Origin of the sequence: Cyanobacterium sp. Dongsha4 (assembly GCF_036345015.1) — a bacterium.
In the GTDB taxonomy this organism is placed as follows: Bacteria; Cyanobacteriota; Cyanobacteriia; order Cyanobacteriales; family Cyanobacteriaceae; genus PCC-10605.
The window spans coordinates 4,206,133-4,226,341 of sequence record NZ_CP084098.1 but is presented as its reverse complement, the minus strand read 5'-3'; the positions used below and the strand labels follow the sequence as shown (position 1 = coordinate 4,226,341).

13 protein-coding genes are annotated in these 20,209 nt (G+C 35.8%); 8 read left to right on the top strand and 5 right to left on the bottom strand.

Translation table 11 applies throughout. The annotated features are described in order from the left end of the window. Nucleotides 1-125: 125 nt before the first annotated feature. The 3 genes from dnaJ to sodN form a co-directional block, all read right to left on the bottom strand. On the bottom strand, nt 126-1,256 hold the full coding sequence (dnaJ, locus tag Dongsha4_RS18460) for a molecular chaperone DnaJ (RefSeq protein ID WP_330203731.1): 1,131 nt from the start codon (nt 1,254-1,256) through the stop codon (nt 126-128). A gap of 105 nt (nt 1,257-1,361) precedes the next feature. Next, nucleotides 1,362-1,637 carry a nickel-type superoxide dismutase maturation protease gene (gene sodX / locus Dongsha4_RS18455; protein ID WP_330203730.1) on the bottom strand — a complete coding sequence of 92 codons (276 nt, stop codon included), beginning with the start codon at nt 1,635-1,637 and terminating at the stop codon, nt 1,362-1,364. 105 nt (nt 1,638-1,742) lie between these two features. After that, a complete protein-coding gene (gene sodN / locus Dongsha4_RS18450) occupies nt 1,743-2,228 on the bottom strand; it encodes a superoxide dismutase, Ni (protein WP_330203729.1) in 486 nt (161 codons plus the stop codon). A gap of 225 nt (nt 2,229-2,453) precedes the next feature. Here sodN and Dongsha4_RS18445 point away from each other — a divergent pair, with 225 nt between their 5' ends. From Dongsha4_RS18445 to Dongsha4_RS18410, 8 genes are all read left to right on the top strand, one after another. After that, complete coding sequence (locus Dongsha4_RS18445; RefSeq protein WP_330203728.1) at nt 2,454-3,089, top strand: biopolymer transporter ExbD; 636 nt, start codon at nt 2,454-2,456, stop codon at nt 3,087-3,089. 163 nt (nt 3,090-3,252) lie between these two features. Continuing rightward, nucleotides 3,253-3,516: a phosphoribosylformylglycinamidine synthase subunit PurS gene (purS, locus tag Dongsha4_RS18440; RefSeq protein ID WP_015220033.1), complete on the top strand. Its 264-nt coding sequence runs from the start codon at nt 3,253-3,255 to the stop codon at nt 3,514-3,516. 20 nt (nt 3,517-3,536) lie between these two features. Further along, nucleotides 3,537-4,217: a phosphoribosylformylglycinamidine synthase subunit PurQ gene (gene purQ / locus Dongsha4_RS18435; RefSeq protein ID WP_330203727.1), complete on the top strand. Its 681-nt coding sequence runs from the start codon at nt 3,537-3,539 to the stop codon at nt 4,215-4,217. Between the two features lie 104 nt (nt 4,218-4,321). Continuing rightward, complete coding sequence (locus tag Dongsha4_RS18430; protein ID WP_330203726.1) at nt 4,322-5,002, top strand: uracil-DNA glycosylase family protein; 681 nt, start codon at nt 4,322-4,324, stop codon at nt 5,000-5,002. A 20-nt stretch (nt 5,003-5,022) separates the two neighbouring features. Further along, nucleotides 5,023-6,321 (top strand): phospholipase D-like domain-containing protein, encoded by a 1,299-nt coding sequence (locus Dongsha4_RS18425; protein ID WP_330203725.1) that lies wholly within the window; start codon nt 5,023-5,025, stop codon nt 6,319-6,321. A gap of 88 nt (nt 6,322-6,409) precedes the next feature. Continuing rightward, complete coding sequence (gene hetL, locus Dongsha4_RS18420) at nt 6,410-7,129, top strand: heterocyst differentiation pentapeptide repeat protein HetL (RefSeq protein WP_330203724.1); 720 nt, start codon at nt 6,410-6,412, stop codon at nt 7,127-7,129. Between the two features lie 33 nt (nt 7,130-7,162). After that, nucleotides 7,163-7,381: a DUF167 domain-containing protein gene (locus tag Dongsha4_RS18415; RefSeq protein ID WP_330203723.1), complete on the top strand. Its 219-nt coding sequence runs from the start codon at nt 7,163-7,165 to the stop codon at nt 7,379-7,381. Between the two features lie 126 nt (nt 7,382-7,507). Further along, on the top strand, nt 7,508-7,813 hold the full coding sequence (locus Dongsha4_RS18410) for a 2Fe-2S iron-sulfur cluster-binding protein (RefSeq protein ID WP_330203722.1): 306 nt from the start codon (nt 7,508-7,510) through the stop codon (nt 7,811-7,813). Here Dongsha4_RS18410 and trmH read toward each other — a convergent pair. Next, nucleotides 7,786-8,463, bottom strand: a complete 678-nt coding sequence (gene trmH / locus Dongsha4_RS18405; RefSeq protein ID WP_330203721.1) for a tRNA (guanosine(18)-2'-O)-methyltransferase TrmH — start codon at nt 8,461-8,463, stop codon at nt 7,786-7,788. The two genes, Dongsha4_RS18410 and trmH, sit on opposite strands and share 28 nt — an antisense overlap. 166 nt (nt 8,464-8,629) lie before the next feature. After that, the gene (locus tag Dongsha4_RS18400) at nt 8,630-20,062 is read right to left on the bottom strand and encodes an FG-GAP-like repeat-containing protein (protein ID WP_330203720.1); all 11,433 of its coding nucleotides are present in this window, start codon (nt 20,060-20,062) and stop codon (nt 8,630-8,632) included. Nucleotides 20,063-20,209 lie beyond the last annotated feature (147 nt).

The window sequence follows — 20,209 nt, the reverse complement described above, 5'->3', positions numbered from 1 at the left end:
GTAAGTTCTAAACAAGAAACACGATACATTTGCCTTTCCCAACACTTTCCCTAATACCTCAACTAATTGCTAACCTAATAACTAACTATTTTCCTAATCAAATTCTCTAACTTAGGGAAAAATAGCTATTTATGAAAAATGCTTTCAAGGAAACCCTCAAAACCTTTCTTAGAAGTATGTTCACCCTTAATTTGAGCTAATTTTTCCAACAATTCCCTTTCCTCACCACTAATTTTAGTAGGAATGTCAACTTTTACTGTTAATAAATGATCCCCACGACTGACGGAATTACCTAATTTTGGTACACCTTTATCCTCTAAAGTTAAAACAGTATTCGGTTGTAAACCTGCAGGAATTTGCACCTCAAAATCACCATCAATAGTAGGTACTTTTATCTTACAGCCCAAAATTGCTTGTAAATAACTAATACTAATCTCAGATAAGATGTTAATACCCTCACGACGGAAATGAGAGTCAGATTCCACCGTCAAATAAACATATAAATCTCCCGCAGGACCTCCACGAGTACCAGCATCCCCTTCAGAACTCACTCGCAAACGAGTACCATTATCAACCCCTGCAGGAATAGTAATTTTTAATTTTTTGTTAACCTGTTTTCTTCCTTGGCCACCACAGGAATCGCATTTCTCCTCAATAATTTGTCCTTCACCATTACAAGTAGGACAGGTTGACACTTGAGCAAAACTACCAAAGGGAGTACGAGTAGCTCTACGTACTTGACCAGTACCGCCACAAGTTCCGCAGGTTTTTGCACTGCTACCTTTTTTAGCCCCAGAACCATTGCAACTACTACAGGTTTCTAAATGGGGGATTTTGATCTCTTTTTCACCACCGAAAACTGCTTCTCTAAATTTCAAACGTAAGTCAAGCCGTAAGTCATCTCCTCTTGTCGGGCCGCGTCTACGGGTTTGGGTACTTGTACCACCGCCAAAACCACCACCAAAAAAAGTTTCAAAAATATCGGCAAAACCGCCCATATCAGTGGGATCAAAACCTACGCCGCCACTTCCTGCACCACCAACTCCTGCCTCTCCGAAGCGATCGTATCGAGCCTTAGTTTCAGGATCTGATAATACCTCATAGGCACGGCTAATTTCTTTAAAACGTTCTTCTGCTCCCGGGTCTTGGTTTACATCTGGATGATATTTGCGCGCCATTTTGCGATAGGCGGACTTGATTTCATCTTTACTTGCATTCCGAGAAACACCTAGTATTTCGTAATAGTCACCTGCCATATTTCTTGATAATAATTTCCTTACTAATCTGCTCTATACACTATGGTTTAACATTCTATTCTATTAGGTTAACATTTTTTTACGAATCTTTAACTTTAAAAGACTTTAAGGAAATCGAGCGATTACTTTACCAACAATCAAACTCTGACTAATTAAGCCAAAGTGTCTGCTATCAGTACTAAAAAGTTGATTATCACCAATAATAAAATATTTATCCCCAATAATTTGAGTTATTCTTTTAACTATTTTGAGTTGAGGTTGTAAAGGATGCTCAACTATAACAATGTCATTAACTTGAGGAGAAAAATTACGGTAATAGTAAGAGTCAATAATAATTTCTTCTTCAGGAGAGAGCAAAGGAAGCATAGATAGACCTGTCACCCTAAATCTACGCCTCCTCTTAGTCAATAGCAGTAAGAAATCAATAAAACTGCAATGGGGTATTTCTGACTGCATTATTTTTTATCTACAATCAAGATAAAATTATTAACTAGCTTTGTAGAAAGTCACATCACGCTCTTTAGAAGCCCAGAACATACTATGGATTTTTTCCACTGCCACCATTAATTCTTCAGCGTGTTGAAGACTAACTTCTACTTTACAAGCGGAACATAATTTAGCTGCTTTCCAGAAAGTATCGTGTAAGTCAGGATATTTTTCTAAATGTACAGGTTTAAAGTAATCAGTCCACAAAATTAATAAATCTTCTTTGGTTTTCTGTGCCTGTTCTTCTTTAATGGCGATATAGCGAGAAAGAGTATTGTTATACGCTACAACTTCGGCAGGACTAGCACCAGGTGCAGGTGCATCTAAGGCAAGAATTTTTTTGGTCATGGAAAGTACAGCTTCGGCGGTGATTCTAGCAGAAGCAGGATCATAAACTCCACAAGGACCATCACAATGGGCAGAGACGGTTTGTGCAGGAAACCAATTCTTGATTTGTTGAGCAATAGCTTGAGATAACTTCATCATAAATTGCGAACTTGATCTTATTTCTTCACTTTCTCACTTTACTATATAGGAGTATATTTTGCTAGGGGGGGGGATCAACACTTCTAAGCTAATATCGATTTTCTGAGTTTGGGATATTGGGGGATGGGATATTAAAGAGAAAAGAAGATGAGCAGAGAAAGGAATGAGATTAATTTTTTCAAAAAAAGTCTAAAATTATTATGAATTTACCATTATGATAAAAATATGTCTGTACCCACTCAAAACACGGAATCAACTCCGAATAAAGTTGTTACAAAATCGCAAAAATCTCCTGCTAAACCTTTCAAATTATGGCAGGATATTCAAAGTCATCAAGAGGTAAGAATTGAGATTGTACCGATGATTGACGTTATTTTTTGTATTTTGACATTTTTCATTTTGGCGGCGGTGGGTTTTTCTCGTCAACAAGCAATTAGCCTAAATCTGCCTAAAGCGGTTACAGGTACTCCTCAAATGCGCGAAATTTTGGTGGTGAGTTTAGATAATCAAGGTCAGCTTTATTTAGAAAAACAACCGGTCAGTCAGGTACAATTGTACAGTGCTATTAAAAATTATCATAGTCTTAACCCCACTGGTTTAATGGTCCTTCATGCTTCCCAAGATGTTCGTTATAGTGAAGTAATTGAGGTGCTAGATATGTTAAAAGAAGTAGGAGGCGATCGCGTTGCTTTAGCCACTTTACCCGGTAAATCTAATGCTCCAACTCAAACCGTTGATCCTTATTCTGGTTTTAATCCCTACTATCCCAGTCCTAACCCTAGTAATCCCACAGCCCCCACAATGCCTTCTCAACCTCCTACTCCTTCCGCACCTCCTTCTCCTGAAGGTTTTAACAACTAACCAACCCTAATCCCCTAATACCCCAACACCAGCAACCTGCAACCTGACACCTGACACCTCTTTCTCAACTCCGAACCCCTATCCTCTACATTCAAAACCTTTAACTTTTACCCCGAACGGCTATAAAATGTAATAATATTAACTGTTCATTCACACTGCATCCATGAGTCAAAAATTCAATTCCCGTGTTTATGTCACCCTTAGACCATCTGTATTAGATACTGCTGGTACGGCAGTGGAGTCTGGATTACATCAATTAGGTTATCAGGGGGTGGAAAATGTGCGTATTGGGAAATATATAGAATTGAGTATTACTGCCGCCAATAAAGAAGAAGCGGATCAACAATTACACGCTATGTGTGATCAACTATTAGCTAATCCAGTTATTGAAAACTATTGTTTCGAGTTAATCCCCGTCGAAGAATAAAATCAAGAGGAAAAAGATAAATGAAATTTGGTGTAATAGTGTTCCCTGGTTCAAATTGCGATCGCGATGTTGCCATGGTAACAGAAGGAATTTTAAATCAACCTACCCGTATGGTATGGCATCAAGAAACAGATATTGACGATTTAGATGTAGTTATAATTCCGGGGGGATTTAGTTACGGAGACTATCTTCGTTGTGGTGCTGTAGCTCGTTTTTCCCCAGTGATGAAAAGTGTAGTCCAACACGCAGAAGCAGGAAAATATGTCTTGGGGATTTGCAACGGTTTCCAAGTTTTAACCGAATCAGGCTTATTACCGGGGGCATTAATCCGTAATCGAGATTTACACTTTATTTGTGATCAAGTTCCCGTAAGAGTAGAACATAATAACTCTATATGGACAAAAAATTATCAATCATCTCAAGTGGTGTGTTTTCCCATTGCCCACGGGGAAGGTAACTATTATGCTGACGATGATACCCTTCAAGAATTGGAAGACAACGGACAAATATTGTTTCGCTATGCCAGTGAAAACGGAGAAATAAACTCTGAATCTAACCCAAACGGATCATGTAAAAATATTGCAGGAATTACTAACAAAAAAGGTAACGTTTTAGGTATGATGCCCCATCCTGAAAGAGCAAGTGATTCCGCATTAGGTTTTGTGGATGGAAAAGCCTTATTTACAAGTTTATTAGGTTAATTAAAAGGGAATAGGGAATAGGAAATCATACAAATAAATCAAAAATCTGCAAGTTATTAAATAAATTTGTTTATTTTTGTTAAAAACTTAAATCTAAATGAAGAATGCAACCCATTGAACAATTAATAGATCAAATTCAAAAAGAAGCTCAAAGAGAAGAATTTCCTATAGATATTCCTGTATATAGAAATTGTGAAAAAGATCCCACTAAGCCAATTTTATATTATGGCAATTTAAAGAGTAATATTTGTTTTTTCGGTAGGGATTTAGGTAGGGATGAAGTCAAAGCAGGACAACCTTTAATTGGAGCGGCAGGGCAATTGGTAAGACAGGGTTTTTATAAGGCTATTTACCAAGAAGAATTAATTAATGAAGAAAAATTAGCATCTATAAAAGAGCGCTTAATCTTAACCAATACAGTACCTTATAAACCACCAGAAAATAAAGCCTATGCCATGAAAGTAAAAAAAAGATTTAGACCTTTTATCGAGCAGTTATTAGTTATTTATTGGCAAGGGACACAGATAATTACTTTAGGTACAGAAGCCTTTAAGTGGTTTGAATATTATAGTAATAAAGATGAATTTAATGCCTTTTGGTCAAAAGGTGATTCTCGTTATGAAAGTAGCTTAAATATTACTATATCCACCATAGGAGAAAAAGGAAAAACCTATCAGAAAAATGTTACTATTTATCCTCTACCTCATCCTTCCCCATTAAATCAAAAATATTATAATCGTTTTCCTTCAATGTTAGAAAATACATTATCTCGATTAGCGTTTTAAGAAAATAAACAATAGTTAAAATGCTTAAAATAATTAGTTTTCCCCTAGGTCTAATTTTTAGCTTAATAGTATTGGGTGGTTGTCATAATTCTCCACCTAAATTGCCACCTTTAGCTCAAGAGGAAAGCATCCAAGTTTATTTTAATCATAATCAAGCGAAGGGAAAAGAATATGAAGAACCTTATCGTAAAATTAAAAGATTTGGAGATGATTTAGAAACAGTTTTAATTGAGCAAATTAATAGTGCAAATCAAACTATTGATATAGCGATTCAAGAATTAAATTTGGCAAGATTAGCAAGGGTGATTGTAGAGAAAAAAAAGCAGGGTGTAAAAATAAGAATTGTCACGGAAAATAATTATAATAAACCTTTAAGTCAGTTGCCGAATAATCATGGTTTAGCAATTCTAAAAAGGGCGAATATACCCATCATCGATGATACAGAAGATGGCAGTAAGGGCAGTGGTTTAATGCACCATAAATTTGTTGTTATTGATCAAAAAAAAGTTGTTACAGGTTCAGCAAATTTCACTCTGAGTGGTATTCATGGAGATTTTGATAATCAAGAAACAAGGGGAAATACAAATCATTTAATTGTATTTAATAGTCAAGAAATGGCTAAAATTTTTACTCAAGAATTTAACTACTTATGGGGTGATGGAGTAGGAAAAAAGAAGGATAGCTTATTTGGTTTAAATAAACCCGAAAGACGCACAAACATAGTAAATATTGGCAGTAGTTCTATTGTGGTAAAATTTTCTCCTAATAGTCGATCAACTCTTTGGGAGAATAGTAGTAATGGTATTATTGCTAGGGAATTAGCAAAGGCGAATAGTTCTATTGATTTAGCATTATTTGTTTTTAGTGATCAAGAAATAGCAAATACTCTTGAAAAAGAATCCTTAGCAGGAGTAAAAATAAGGGTTTTAATTGATCCTAATTTTGCTTACCAATACTATAGTGAAGGACTTGATTTGTTGGGGGTTGCCCTTTCAAGAAAATGTGTTTATGAGAATAATAATAATCCTTGGCGACAACCATTAGAAACTGTCGGCATTCCTCGTTTACCGTTGGGAGATAAGTTACATCATAAATTTGCTATAGTTGACCGTTATATCGTAATCACAGGCTCTCATAACTGGTCTAATTCTGCAAATAATATTAACGATGAAACCTTATTAGTTATTTATAATCCTCTTATTGCTCAACATTTTCAGAGGGAATTTGACTATCTTTATCACGATGCAATATTAGGAGTTTCTTCGGAGTTAAAAAAAGAAATTGACCAAGAAAATTCCAAATGTGGGCTATCGAATTAATAGGTAACAATTGAATTGGTACAATAAATGCTCAAGATCTGAGTAAGATATATAAATATAGCCGATTAAGAAAATATTATTTCGTATTATGACCATTGAGATTTCAGAGATTTTAGATCAATATAAACATGGAGTAAGGGATTTTCAAGGGATCAAATTCATTGAGGGAGAGATACTGAAAGAAGATTTAAGGGAGATTAATTTTTCGGGGGCAGATTTTCGACAAACAAGATTAGGATTGAGCAATTTCTCTTACGGCAATTTTTCGGGGGCGAATTTAAGTGAAGCTATTTTATGGGGTACTGATTTAAGCTATAGTAATTTGTCAAAAACGATTTTAAGGGATGCAGATTTAAGTAATGCTCACTTACAGGGAGTAAATTTACATAATGCGAATATAATTAAAACTATGTTTTGCGGTGCTAATTTACAAAAGGCTGATTTCTCAGATGCGATCGCAGTTGATGCAGATTTTCGTTTTTCCTATGATCATCGTACAGATTTAACCGAAGCAATATTTAAAGATGCACTGCTATGCTATGCAAATTTCTCTCAAGCATTATTATATAAAGCTAATTTTGACGGTGCTAAATTATGTCGATCGCATCTTTGTCGTAGAATTGATAATGACGAGGTTTTAACGGATTTAACTTCTGCCAGTTTCCGTAATGCAGATATTAGCTATGCCGACTTTACAGGAGCAATTTTAATCAATGCTGACTTAACAGGGGCAGATATAACAGGTACAATTTTTGATGATGCCATTTTACATGGTGCAATTATGCCAGATGGTTCAATTCACGATTAGTAATATATTACTATTAAGTTCTAAGTATATCCCATGAAAATTAGTGTGAAAGTAAAACCTCGATCGAAAAAACAAACCATCGAAAAAAAAGAAGATGATACTTGGCTTGTTAACCTTAAATCGCCCCCCATCGATGGTAAAGCTAATCAGGAATTAATTACCGTCATTGCGAAACAATTCGGGGTGAAAAAATCTCAAGTAATCATTAAATCAGGTTTGTCTAACCCTAATAAAATTATTGAAATTAGTTGAGTATATTTCAAATCAAGTGAAATATTGTAAAGATTGCTTAATATTATCAAGTAAATTAGAAATTAGGGGATCAATGAGCATTAAGATAAAATATCGAGTTTTAAGAAAATAATCATTGTTATTGCGATGGCAAATAGTTATAAAATAAGATTAATAAATGAAGAAAAAGGCATTGATAATGTGATTGAAGTCAATGCAGATGAGTATATTTTAGATGCCGCCGAAAGACAGGGTTTTAACTTGCCTTACTCTTGTCGTGCTGGTGTTTGTGTCAGTTGCACGGCGAAAATCGTTGAAGGTAGCGTTAATCACGATTATGACTTCCTTAAAGATAAGGAAATTGAGGCGGGATTTTTCCTTACTTGTAAGGCTTATGCCACCTCTGACTGTGTAATCAAAACTCATCAAGAAGATGCTCTACTGGATTTATAATCTCGATTGATTTCTCCAGTGTCTGTTAGTGGTGGATAGGGTTTTTTGTTAGCTTTGTAAGCGAGTGCGGCTTCCGGATAAGCCCACTCAAAAATAGTTTTCTCGTAAATTTCTTGGGAAATTCTTAGTTGTTGATAAGACCCTTTTTCTTCTCTTTGTCTTTGTGCTTCAAACAAAATAATAGCAGTGGCAACAGAAACATTTAATGATTGTGTCATTCCCATCATTGGAATACTAATATGATAGTCAGCATTTTCTAAGGCTTCTTCGCTGATACCTTTTTTTTCTGAACCTACAACAAAAGCGGTGGGTTTTGTATAATCCATTTTACGATAATCTAAGGTGCGATCGCTCAAATGAGTAGCATAAATAGTAAAACCCCTTTTTTTTAAGTGATTAATTCCAGTCACAATACTAGAATGCCTAGTTTGTGTTAACCATCGTTCTGCACCCGCAGTTACTTTATTAATTAAGTATAGTTGTTCTTGTTGATTATTAACTAAATGAACTTCCATCATCCCTACCGCTTCACAACTGCGTATTATGGCGGACAAGTTACGGAAGTTGTTGACATTATCAGTAATTAAGGTTAAATCAGGTTGTCTTTGTTGGAGAATTTGCTTTATTTTTTCCAGTCTTCGATAGTCCATTAGCAAAAATTTTAGGGTATTAAAGTATTAGGGACTTTTTTCCTGAAGATTTTAGGTAATCATAACAAATTTTAGGCAGAGCTTAACTCATTTGCACCAAAAATCATTGGTTTTGAGATTTATCAAACTCAAGAAAAATAATATTTTAATAATATTTAAAGCAATCCTAGGCAACCTCAAAAGCAACTCCTTCCTCCATAAAATAAGAGTAACTTTGTAAAATATTTTCTCTTTCCGATTCTCCGACAAAAATATACCCTCCGGGTTGAGTTTGAAAACGATAAATATCATTCCCTTGCTGTGTATCCGCACCATAAGTATAAAATGCTAAACCTTCTTCTATAAAGTTTGTATAATTCTGCTTGATGCTTTGACGCTCTTCTTCTCCCACATATAAATAAGTAGCCCCAAGGTCATTATTACGGAAGCGGTAAATGGGTTCAAGGTTTTCATTATCTTCCAATGCCACCTTAAATGCTTCTCCTTCTTCCACAAAATTATATTTATCTTGTAATATATGCTGTCTTTCTTCTTCGGCGACATAAATATAAGTTGCCTCACCAGTGCGAAAACGATAGATGCTAGTATTTAAAAGGTTATCTTCCGTACCCGTTACAGAAATAGAAAATTCTGTCATCAAATTTTCTCCTTCAGAATCTGTGGCAGTTAAACTAACCTCATAATCACCTTTTGCTGAGTTTGTGACAGTTCCCTGCAATATACCAGTATCGCTTAGTGTTAAACCATCGGGTAGGTTTTGGGCTGAGTAGGTAATTTGATCATCAATAGAAATATCAATAAAATTACTGCTTAAATCTTGACTGTATGTTTGATTCTGAGTTAACACAACATCTTCAATTTCTTGAGTTTGGATGATGGTTTTTTCTCCATCCCCAATTTCAGCAATGATGGCAGGTAAGTCAATATAGTATTTTTCTTTTAATTGAGCAATAGTTGATATTAAACTCTCTGAGGGAGTATTCTCCGCAATTTCCTTCAATTCCTGATTTGTTTGTGCTAATAATTGAGAGGCTACATCGAAAACTGTATTCAGGTTGATACTATCTTTTAGATGTTCGAGTAGGGGTAAGGTGGGTAATTTTGAGAGAATTTCTATCTTAATCTCTTCAGAGTTAGTTAAATCTAACGTTGACAAGTCGCCAATTATCTCTGCAACATATTCAACTATGTGACTTTCATTGGGAGGGTTAATGGTTAAATGGTTAACCACATCAACGGACATTTGCAGTAAAGCCGATATTTTGACATGGTTGAGATAAACTTCCTTCGCCGTTTCATCACCATCAGCAATAGTTAATAATGGATCATAATTGAATAAATCAATATCTTCAGGTAGGTCAAAGATTTGTTTGATGGTGTTTTGTGCGGATTCTACATCTATTCCATTTTCTACTAAGATAGTTGCTAAAGTAGTCAAGGGAGTAGCCATAGAAGCGTCGCTAAGGGTAAAGAAAGGTATTTCGAGGGGTAAACCACTAGAGGAGTCGATACCGTCGGTTAAGACTAAACGCCCTTCATCAATATCAAGTATGCCATTATTATTTGTATCGAAAATTGCCAGAGGAATATCTAAACGATAGCTACCATCGGGGTTAGTAATGGTGTTAGGCTCATCATTATCTATTATGCCGTTAAAATTAGCATCAAAATAAACTGTAGCATTATCTAAATAACTTTGAGAGCCTGTCCCACTTAAAGCAATATAATTTTCTACATTCCACAAAGGAAAAGTAGCTACGTCAATATCTAAAACTGTCTCCATCACCTCGTAAAAACCAGCATCAACACCAACTTTTACCTCTGCATTTAAAAATCCTTCAACTTCGCCACTTACCTCGACTTCTACCTCTGAGTTTTCTTGCAACCCCGAAAAATCATTTTCTACCACTTCCAAGAAACGAATAACACCATCATTTGTGCCAGTATCTTCGCCATTGTCGATGAATTCGACTTTGATGTTACCATCGCTTTGCACACCTCCCGTCATTTTCGCTTTGGCAACGATGAGATTATTTTCAAAGCCAATACCAACCCCAAAACGCCCTTGCAATTCGTTGGTATCTTCTCCATCTTCGTTAAAATCTCTCAGGTAAAATCCGTTTGCTACTCTGATAGAGTTATCGTCGGAAAATCCTAAGTCTCTCCATTCAGATAATCCCACAGTATCATAAGCAAAATAGAGATTAGATGTCAAACCTAAATCAAATTCTAAAACTGCATTTAATCCCCAATCTGGTAACAAAGCCTCTAAACCGATTTCGGTAACGTCAAAGTTAACGTCAAAATCTGCATCGGGAAAATCATAGATTAGTAAGTCTGTATCTTGCCCTAATAATAATTTTTGGGCGACTATTTCAGGGGTTTCTAAGATGGGAATGGATAAACCCGGGGTGTTATATACTGCGGTAATAAAGTCAACGGTGGGTTGTAGGTTTTCTTCTTCGGTTTGTTCAACTTGTTCGATTACTGCGTCTGGTTCTCTGATAAAATCAACTACGGTATCATCATCTTCTACACTGGCGGCATTAATGGTAATTTCATAACTGCCTAAATCTATGGCGTAGGTTTCTACTACTTTGTCGTCATCTTCGGTGGTTTCTCCTGTGTTTCCTCCTTCTGTGCTTTTGCCATCATAGTAATTGAGGCTATAACTATCGACGGCTTCTCCCCCTAGTCTGACTAGGTTAATTAAATATTCAATATTATCTAAAAACTCAAAAAGATTATCTGCTTCGCCACTACCCCCTAATAGTTTAAAGGTTAATTCTGCTAAAGATACTTTTCCATCGTCGTTATAGTCATATAAATCGTCTAATTTTAAATAACTGAGGAATTTTGTATCAGTATTAAAGGTGTCTAATATGGGGTAAATGGGTTGTAATTGATTGTCAATTTGATCTAAATATGTAACGAAATAATTACTAACATAAGTACCTAAGTCTAACTGTAAGTCATTAATCTCGACAATAAACTCACTTTCATCGGCGGCGGAGACTGTTTCATCGGCATAATTAAAGAGAGGAAAATCAACGTATAAATCAAAATTGAAGGTAGGGAAGTAAATGGTGCGATCGAGACTACCAATAGCTGACAAACCCAATGCAGCATCTCCGAGTAAGTCATAATTAGTATATTCTTCAAAGAAAGTTTGAGTGTCATTTTCGGCGGTATAGGAAATTAAGGCTAATTCTTCTGGGCTAAGTAATCCATCATCATCAAAATTTTCGTCCGTAAGTTGCACCGTACCTGTTAAACTTAAGAAACTTTCTGTATCGGGATCATCTTCAAAGTCAACTTTAACAAAACCTAGACTACCACTGCCTTCTAATTCTTCTAATTCTAAATCCACATCCACATCATAGATGGTGTTTTCGGTGTCAAGATAAAATGTGCCATCTTTCCCAAGAATAAATACTAAAGTGCCGTCATAACTAATATCCCCGACAACTGTGCCTTCGTAACTCATTCCTAATGCCGACATTCCCAAGTCATCAGCAACCTCAAAAGTAACATCTTCATAAGACTCACTAACTGTTACCGTAAACGTGGTATCAATATCGGTAATTTCTGTGGTAACGGATATTCCATAATCACTGAGAATATCTTGTAAAATTTGCTCTAGTTGCCAAGTGGTTAATTGACTGGTAGTTTGTATATTTTCAATTAAATCATCTTTGAATAATTCAATAAAATCGGGTACAACTCCTTCTAATTGACCTAAAATAGGTATGCTAAGTTTATCTTGGGCTTTTTGTAGGGCATTTAAGGCAAATTCTACACCTTTATAGGTGTTTTCGGTGTCTAGGAGTCTATCTTGGATGTAAAGTATTTGCGGTGCGATTTCTAAGTTATTATAGTCATCATCGTTACTGGTTAATAAATATTCAAGGGTGCTAAAATGAAACTTATCTGTTTCTGCGATATTCTCATCAATGGCAGTTATATCTATTGACTGGAGTTGATACCAGTTATCTGGAGTAAAGTTTAAACTGGAAATCTCCTCAATTTCACCATCTGTAGTAAAGGCAATAGTTACATCATGGGTGGGTTGACTGAGTAAGGATATTTGGATAATGCCTGTATTGCCTTCAGTTACTTGGGTGCGATCGCCTCTTTGTACTATTCTTAACCCCGGTGTATCATTATCTATGATTTGTAAAATAGCTTCACTGCGGTTGTTATCTATCCCATAAGTATCTCCTGTGGATAGCTGAATGGTAAGATTTTCCCCTGCAACTCTGGTGGTGTCGGTGGTAGAAATATCATCCCCATTTAATAAATTCACAAATACGGTATTTGATTCTTGATTACTGAGAGTTATAGCGTCAGGGAGAGTGGCAATAACACCATTACTAAAAGTTAATTGATTGTTTGCGGGTATGGTGTAACTATCAATATCTTCATCATCAATAATTAAACTTACCTCACCGCTATCAGAGTCATAGGCAGTTGTCACCAGAATGTCAAAACCTTCTACTAAATAATCATCAATGGGTTGAATAAATAAATTACTGCTGTTGCTTCCTGCGGGAATATAAATTACACCCGTTTCGAGAATTTCTTGATAGTCACCCCCGTTAGTAGTTGTGCTTTCATCGGTTAAGATTTGATAATTAATAGCAAAACCAGTATCACCATCATTATTGTTAGGAGTTGGTTGGCTAAGGGTAATGGTGAAATAACCGGGGGATGCTTCCTCTTCTACTCCATCGCCAACGGTAATATTAACGGTGGGTTTATCATTATCTAAGATTAAAGCCTCTATATTTTCTGGGGGAGTAATTTCGTTATAAACTTCATCATCATTACTACTAACAGTAAATTCTATTTCTGCATTGTGGTTATATTCGATGTCATAATCATCTTGAGCGTTAACAACTACTGTTTGACTATCATTCCAATTATTTTCGTTAAAGGTAAGAGTGAGAAAGATTCCAGCATCTCGATTATTTAAAGCAATTTGATTATCTGGTGTCATAGTGACAAAAACATCCCCTAGGGGTTGAGTTGCCAACTCGATAGAGTAAGTATATTCATCTATTTGAGTAACTATTACTTGGGCAGTATCATTATCATCTTGATTGCTAATATTAATAGGTTGGGTTTGAATATCGTCATAAACATCATCTTCACTGACGGCATTAGTTACAATTTGATAGCTAATCTTTCCATCTTCAATAACATCATCAACGGAAGCTAAAATTACTTCTTGAGTTTGACTCCAGTTATCGGTGGTAAAGTAAAGAGTATCAGTATCTAAAACTCCTTCGCCCTCATCATTGCTATTAATATAAACAATAACGGTGGCGGTGGGTTGAGTAGCTAAAGATAAAAGGAAACTTTGAGTAGTAGAGTCATTCTCAGCAGTGGTGAAACTATCATCATCAGTAATTTGATTGCCTTGTGAATCGGTAATAATTAACTGTGGGGTGTCATTATCAACTATGGTAATTGTACCGCTAATACCTTCTTCGGCAGTTAAATAGTAACCGCTATTGGTATTTAAAATTACCGTGACGGTTTCATCATCTTCGGCAACATTGTCGGCGATGGGATAGACTTCAATAATAGCACTATCACTTCCTTCTTGAATGGTAATTTCATTATTAGCAAAGTTTTGATAGTATAAAACCCTACCGTAAACTTCCCCGAAAAAGGCATCTAAATCACCGTCATCATCTATATCCCCGAATGTTGGCATAATATTACTACCAAAGTCTGTTACGGTTTCTCCTTCTGCATCTACAAATAAATTGGCAATGCCTGACTGTTCAACATAAGTCGCTTCAACAGAGTTACCAGTGTTATTGTAATAAAATACCTCTCCATCGCCGTTACCAATAAAAGTATCAAAGTCGTTATCTTCGTCTATATCGATGAAACTCAGTGAAGTGCGATCACTTAATTCTAAACCATTAAAGGGATTATCACTACCAGTAATGAGGGTAAAGATAGCAGAAGATTCATCCCCTGTATTTTGATAGAAAATTATTTCGCCGTCTTCATTGCCAATAAAAACATCCTTATCACCATCACTGTCTATATCGACAAAACTAGGCACAGCATAACCACCGACACTCATTTCATCAAAAGGATTACCACTACCAGTAATGAGGGTAAAGATAGCAGAAGATTCATCCCCCGTATTTTGATAGAAAATTATTTCCCCATTACTATTACCGACAAAAGCATCAAAATCCCCATCATCATCTATATCCACAAAATCAATACTGCTATAACTGCCGACATCAAAACCACTTAAGGGGTTATCCTCGTCTATTTCTTCTTCAAAGTTAGCAACCCCTGCTAATCCTGTATCTTCTATAGAGTAGTTTTTGAAAAATTCGATCGCACCGTATGAATTACCAATGAAAGCATCTAAATCACCGTCATTGTCGATGTCAATTAAGGATAAATCACTAAAAGTACCAACGTCAACACCTTCAAAGGGATTTTCCGAGCCTACTTGTTCAATAAACCATTCTAAAGGTTGATAGTCAACCCCTGATGTGGCAGTGGAATCTAACACCGAATAGCGGACATTTAAACCCCCTTCTGGTGCAACTTCTCCATCTTCGAGACTAACTAATAATTGTGCAGGAGTATCTTCATCATCTTCTGCTATTTCTCCATCATCAATTACACTCAATTTAACTAACAAAGTATCTTCATCTTCAGTCGGTGACTCGTCAGTGACTTGATTATCATTAATATCCTCATTAGTAATGGTTAGATATTCAATCAAATCATCATAGTTACTATCATCACTGCTACCGCTTAATCTGAGGGTATAAGTTATATCACCATCGCTTCTTTCGTCATCAATACCAGTGACAGTTATGGTTTGATAAGTATTCCAATCATCAGGAGTAAAAGTTAAACTTGTAGCAGAAAATTCATTTTCACTTTCATCAATGGTTGACTCTAATAAATTAACAGTGACATCATCGGTGGGTTGGCTATTAAGCCTTAAGCGAATATTTACCCCTTCTTCTCCTTCAACCGTCACAATAGAATCAATATTTTGATTATAAAGACTGGTAGTAATGGGAATTTCTGTGGTTTGATTATCATAATCGCTATCATCACTGGTAGTTAAAACATCTATTTGATAGGTAAAGTCATTGCTATCAGTATTTTCCGTTAAACCTTCCCATGTAGGATTTTGAGAAACATTCCAATTATCAACGGTAAAAGTTAAAGAAACAGTATCAGAATTTTCGTTAAGACTGTCGGTTAAATTAACAGTAACAGTATCACTCGGTTGACTGGTTAACTTGACATCAAATACAGCGTTGCCATTTTCATCAAGGGAAAGGAGTTGAATATTTAATAAAGATTCATCATCAACATTAATACTGCTAAGGAAAGACTCGGTAACTAAATTAATTTCTGCGGTGTCATTATCGTTAATAGTTAAAGTGGCAGTTTGAGAGTCACTATCTAACTCATAACCATCCCCAGAATTTAAACTAACAATAATTGTTTCGTCATTTTCAACCACATTATCATCAAATTGATTAATACCAATAACTGCTTCTGTTTCTCCTGCTTTGATTGTTATTTCTCCATTCAATGCTTCATAATCATAATTATCCTCGTTATCTTCACTAGAGGTAGCAGTGCCAGAAACTTGATAAGTTATGGTTAAATCTGTATCAGTGGGATTATCTAAACTAAGACGGAATCCTTCCACTCGGTTATTATCTTCCGTTACACTACCCAAAGAAGCTAACCTGACAATGGGGTTAAAAGTTGGTAATTGATTTTCTTCACCTTCGCTGACTTTAATTTCGGTGATGGTATTATCGGCAAGAATAATATTAGTGTCTAAATTTAAACCATCATAATTTTCATCATCGCTACTCAAATTAGCAGTAACAACTGAATCTGTTTTGATGTCGTTGACTTCTATTATTTGAGGGGTTGCCCATTCATCAGGAGAAATAGTTAAAGTATTGGTGGATAATTCTCCATTTCCATCTAAGGATAAATTAATAGTAACGGTATCGGTTGGTTGACTGATTAGTTTATATGTCAGGAAAGTTTTTTGATTTTTCAATGAGGCATTGAATTTGATTGCATAATCATAAATCGATACATCATCGATAACACCCTGAAAATAAAACCCTTCATCTTCGCCACTATCATCATTACTGAATCGACTATCGTTATTCATTTGGGCAATACCAATATTACCACTATGGGCAGGAATAGAGGTGAAGTCGGTTTCTACACTGCCGATGTTTTCGTCATTGACATATCCTGTGAGAATACCATTATCAAAAATGAGAATTGCATGATAGGTTTCTCCTTCTTCAACGGGAAAATTAAGCCATTCTCCTTCACTACTTACCCAAACCCCTAAGTTTAACTGATTATCATCTAAGAAGATATTGATACCATTAGCTGTGCCTCCTTCTTCATAGATAACCTGTCTTCCGTCTAAACTATTAGCTTGAAACCATAACTCGATAGTGCGTTCAGAATAAGAACCACCTGTGTTAATCTGTTCATTATCAGGGATAAAAATACCATCATCAACTCCGTCAAACTCGACAGCAGTATCGCTATTATTAGCCAAACCAGAAACTCCTAAAGTTGGGCTATTTTGATAACTACCATCAACATCACTGCCAATACTCCCCTCATTTACTGCTACATCTCCAGAGGTTTCTCCTAAACCCCAAGATGCGATCGCATCTTTTATTTCTACTGCATAATCATAAATATAAACATCATCAACAATTCCTTGAAAATAATAATCATTATCATTTGCACTTTCGTCATTACTGAATCGACTATCATCATTCATTTGGGCGATTCCGATACCTGCTGTGTGGGTAGGAATACTATCAAAATCTAAATTAACACTACCTATATTTTCATCATTAACATAACCCGTAAGAATACCATTATCAAAAGTAAGGATTGTATGATAGGTTTCTCCTGTTTCCACAGTAAAATTTAACCATTCTCCCTCATCATTTGCCCAAACTCCTAAGTTTAACTGATTATCATCTAAAAAGATATTGATACCATTTAGTGTGCCTCCTTCTTCATAGATAACTTGTCTGCCGTCTAAACTATTAGCTTGAAACCATAATTCTATAGTGCGTTCAGGATAAGAACCACCTGTGTTAATCTGATCATTATCAGGGATAAAAATACCCTCATCAACGCCATTAAATTCTACGGCAGTATCACTATTATTAGCTAAACCCCTTACTCCTAAAGTGGGATTATTTTGATAACTACCATCAACATCACTGCCAATACTGCCCTTGTTAAAAGCAACATTTCCCGATTTTTCCCCTAAACTCCAAAAGGCAATATAACCATCCTCGGTGCGAATTTCTCCATCTTCTAAATAGTTATTATCTTGATCAAAAACTGCTAATCCTGTAACGTAGTTTTCACCATCGCTTATTTCTACCGTGACATCGAGGGTAGAATTTCCATCGGTTAAACCATAAGCATAATCTTCAATAAATTCATCTTCAAAGGTGTAAAACTGAATGTTAATATCTTCTGTATCTTCGGCAACGGCATCGGGTAAAGCAGAAATATAAAGTTTGGCAGTAATGGCATTTTTGGGAATAAAGACGGCATTTTCTGCATCTGAGTCGGTGGTTAAACGAGACTGGGAAGCATAATAGTCTTGATTGAATGTAGCAGTAGAATCATCTAAAATACTGTATTTAACTCTGATACCTGCATCGCTTTCTACGGGATTATCTAATTCTAATTCAATATAACCAATTTCATTTTCTGTGGGGTTAACAATATCGCCAATACTAATAATAGGCTCGTTATCTGTTAAAGTTAAAGTCGCTGTATCTTCATCAACATAATAATCGCTACTACTTTCTAAGTTAACAATAATACTTTCATCAGGATCATAAATAGTATCATTTAAAGGCTCAACATATAAAGCTAAAGAGTCAGTATCATCGGTTATGGGAAAAGAATCATCATCGGTATCTAAATATTGTTTTTCCCCATTGGCTAAATAAAATAACTGATAATCAACGCCCCTTGTGGCAGTACCATCGGTGCTAAAATTTAACTCAATGGTATCTTGGGGAATATCCATCTCAATAGAAAAACTGCCAATTGTGCCATCTTCACTGGGGTTGGTATTAGCAACAATATCTATGTAGTCTCTGATTCTAAAACCAACTGAATCGCTACTATAGTTTAAAAGATAACCATTACCTTCGCTTAAATTGATAATTAAAGATTCTAGTCTTTCATAAATATCGTCATCTTCAATGGCAAAGGAAACCGTCTTACTCTCATCCCCTGTTGAAAAGTCAATTTCCCCCGATAAACCACTATAATCCGCCTCGCTTACTCCCCCTAAAATTTCATAGTTAATGGTAATATCTTCGGGTGCTTCTCTGTCTAAAGTAACGGTAAATTCTGCGGTATTTGTTGTGCCGACTTCCCGTAAAACATAACCCGTAGAATTGCTTATTTCTGCGGTAACTAAGTTATTTTCCCACCAAGAGATATTATTACCGTCAAAAGAAGCCGAGGCAATATCTAAATAACCGTCATTGTTAAAGTCTTCCACAAAAACGCTAATAGCATCAAAACCAGTTTGAATGGTGTTTCTACTGCCAAAAGTGCCATCGCCGTTATTTTCCCACCATGCCACTTGATTCTCGTCTCTTGCCGCAGCAATTATATCTAAATCCCTATCGTTATCTAAATCCGCCGCCGTGATTTCCCAAACACCGTCAAAGTCACCGTCAATATTACTCTGCCTAGTAAAACTACCACTACCGTTATTTTTCCACCATGCAATATCGTCAAGAGAGCCTTCAGCAGATGCTACTATATCAATATCATCATCGTTATCTATATCAACGGCAATAACGTCTGTAGCACCGTCAAAGTCAGCAATAGAGATGCGATCGCCCCAATTATTGCCACTACCTTCATTTTCCCACCATGCAATACCTGCATTATTTTCATCAAAAGCGGCTGCAACTACGTCATTATCCCCATCTCCATCTAAGTCGGCGGAATAAACAGCTACGGCTTCATTCATACTGCCATCAATGGTTTTTTCTCCTTGAAAATTATCCCGAGAAGTTTGTCTCCAAGTAGCAATATCATGATCATCTTCTGAAGCGGCGATAATATCAACATAACCATCACTGGCTAAATCAAGGGCAAAAATGCCAGACGCACCCCGAAAATTATCAGCTATCTTCTCATCATCCCATGACGTGCCTGAACCATTGTTGTAAAAAATAAATATATTATCATCATCGTTAGAGGCACTAATTATATCGTTATCACCATCATTGTCTATGTCAATAACATAAACGCTACCAGCGGGGAAATCTTCAGCTACCTGTAATTCTCCATATACTAAGGAATAACTCCAACTGCCACCATTACTACTATTTTTTAAGATAAAGACATCATCTTGACCATATCCTGATGTTATCCCAACTAGATCAATATCACCATCGCTATCAAAATCACCACCGTATATATCGGCTACATTATCAATATTGGAAGTAGTAATAGTTTTTCTGCTGGAAAAGTTAAAACTTGTCATTTTTTGCCCCTAAATTTCTGTTTTAATACTTCTGCTGAATTATTAATTTTTAAACTCTTTGACTAAGAAAGATTAAGGATATATAATAGTTGTTAAGTTTTGTTAATTATTGTTAATTATTATCTTATTTACTTATTGATAAAAAGC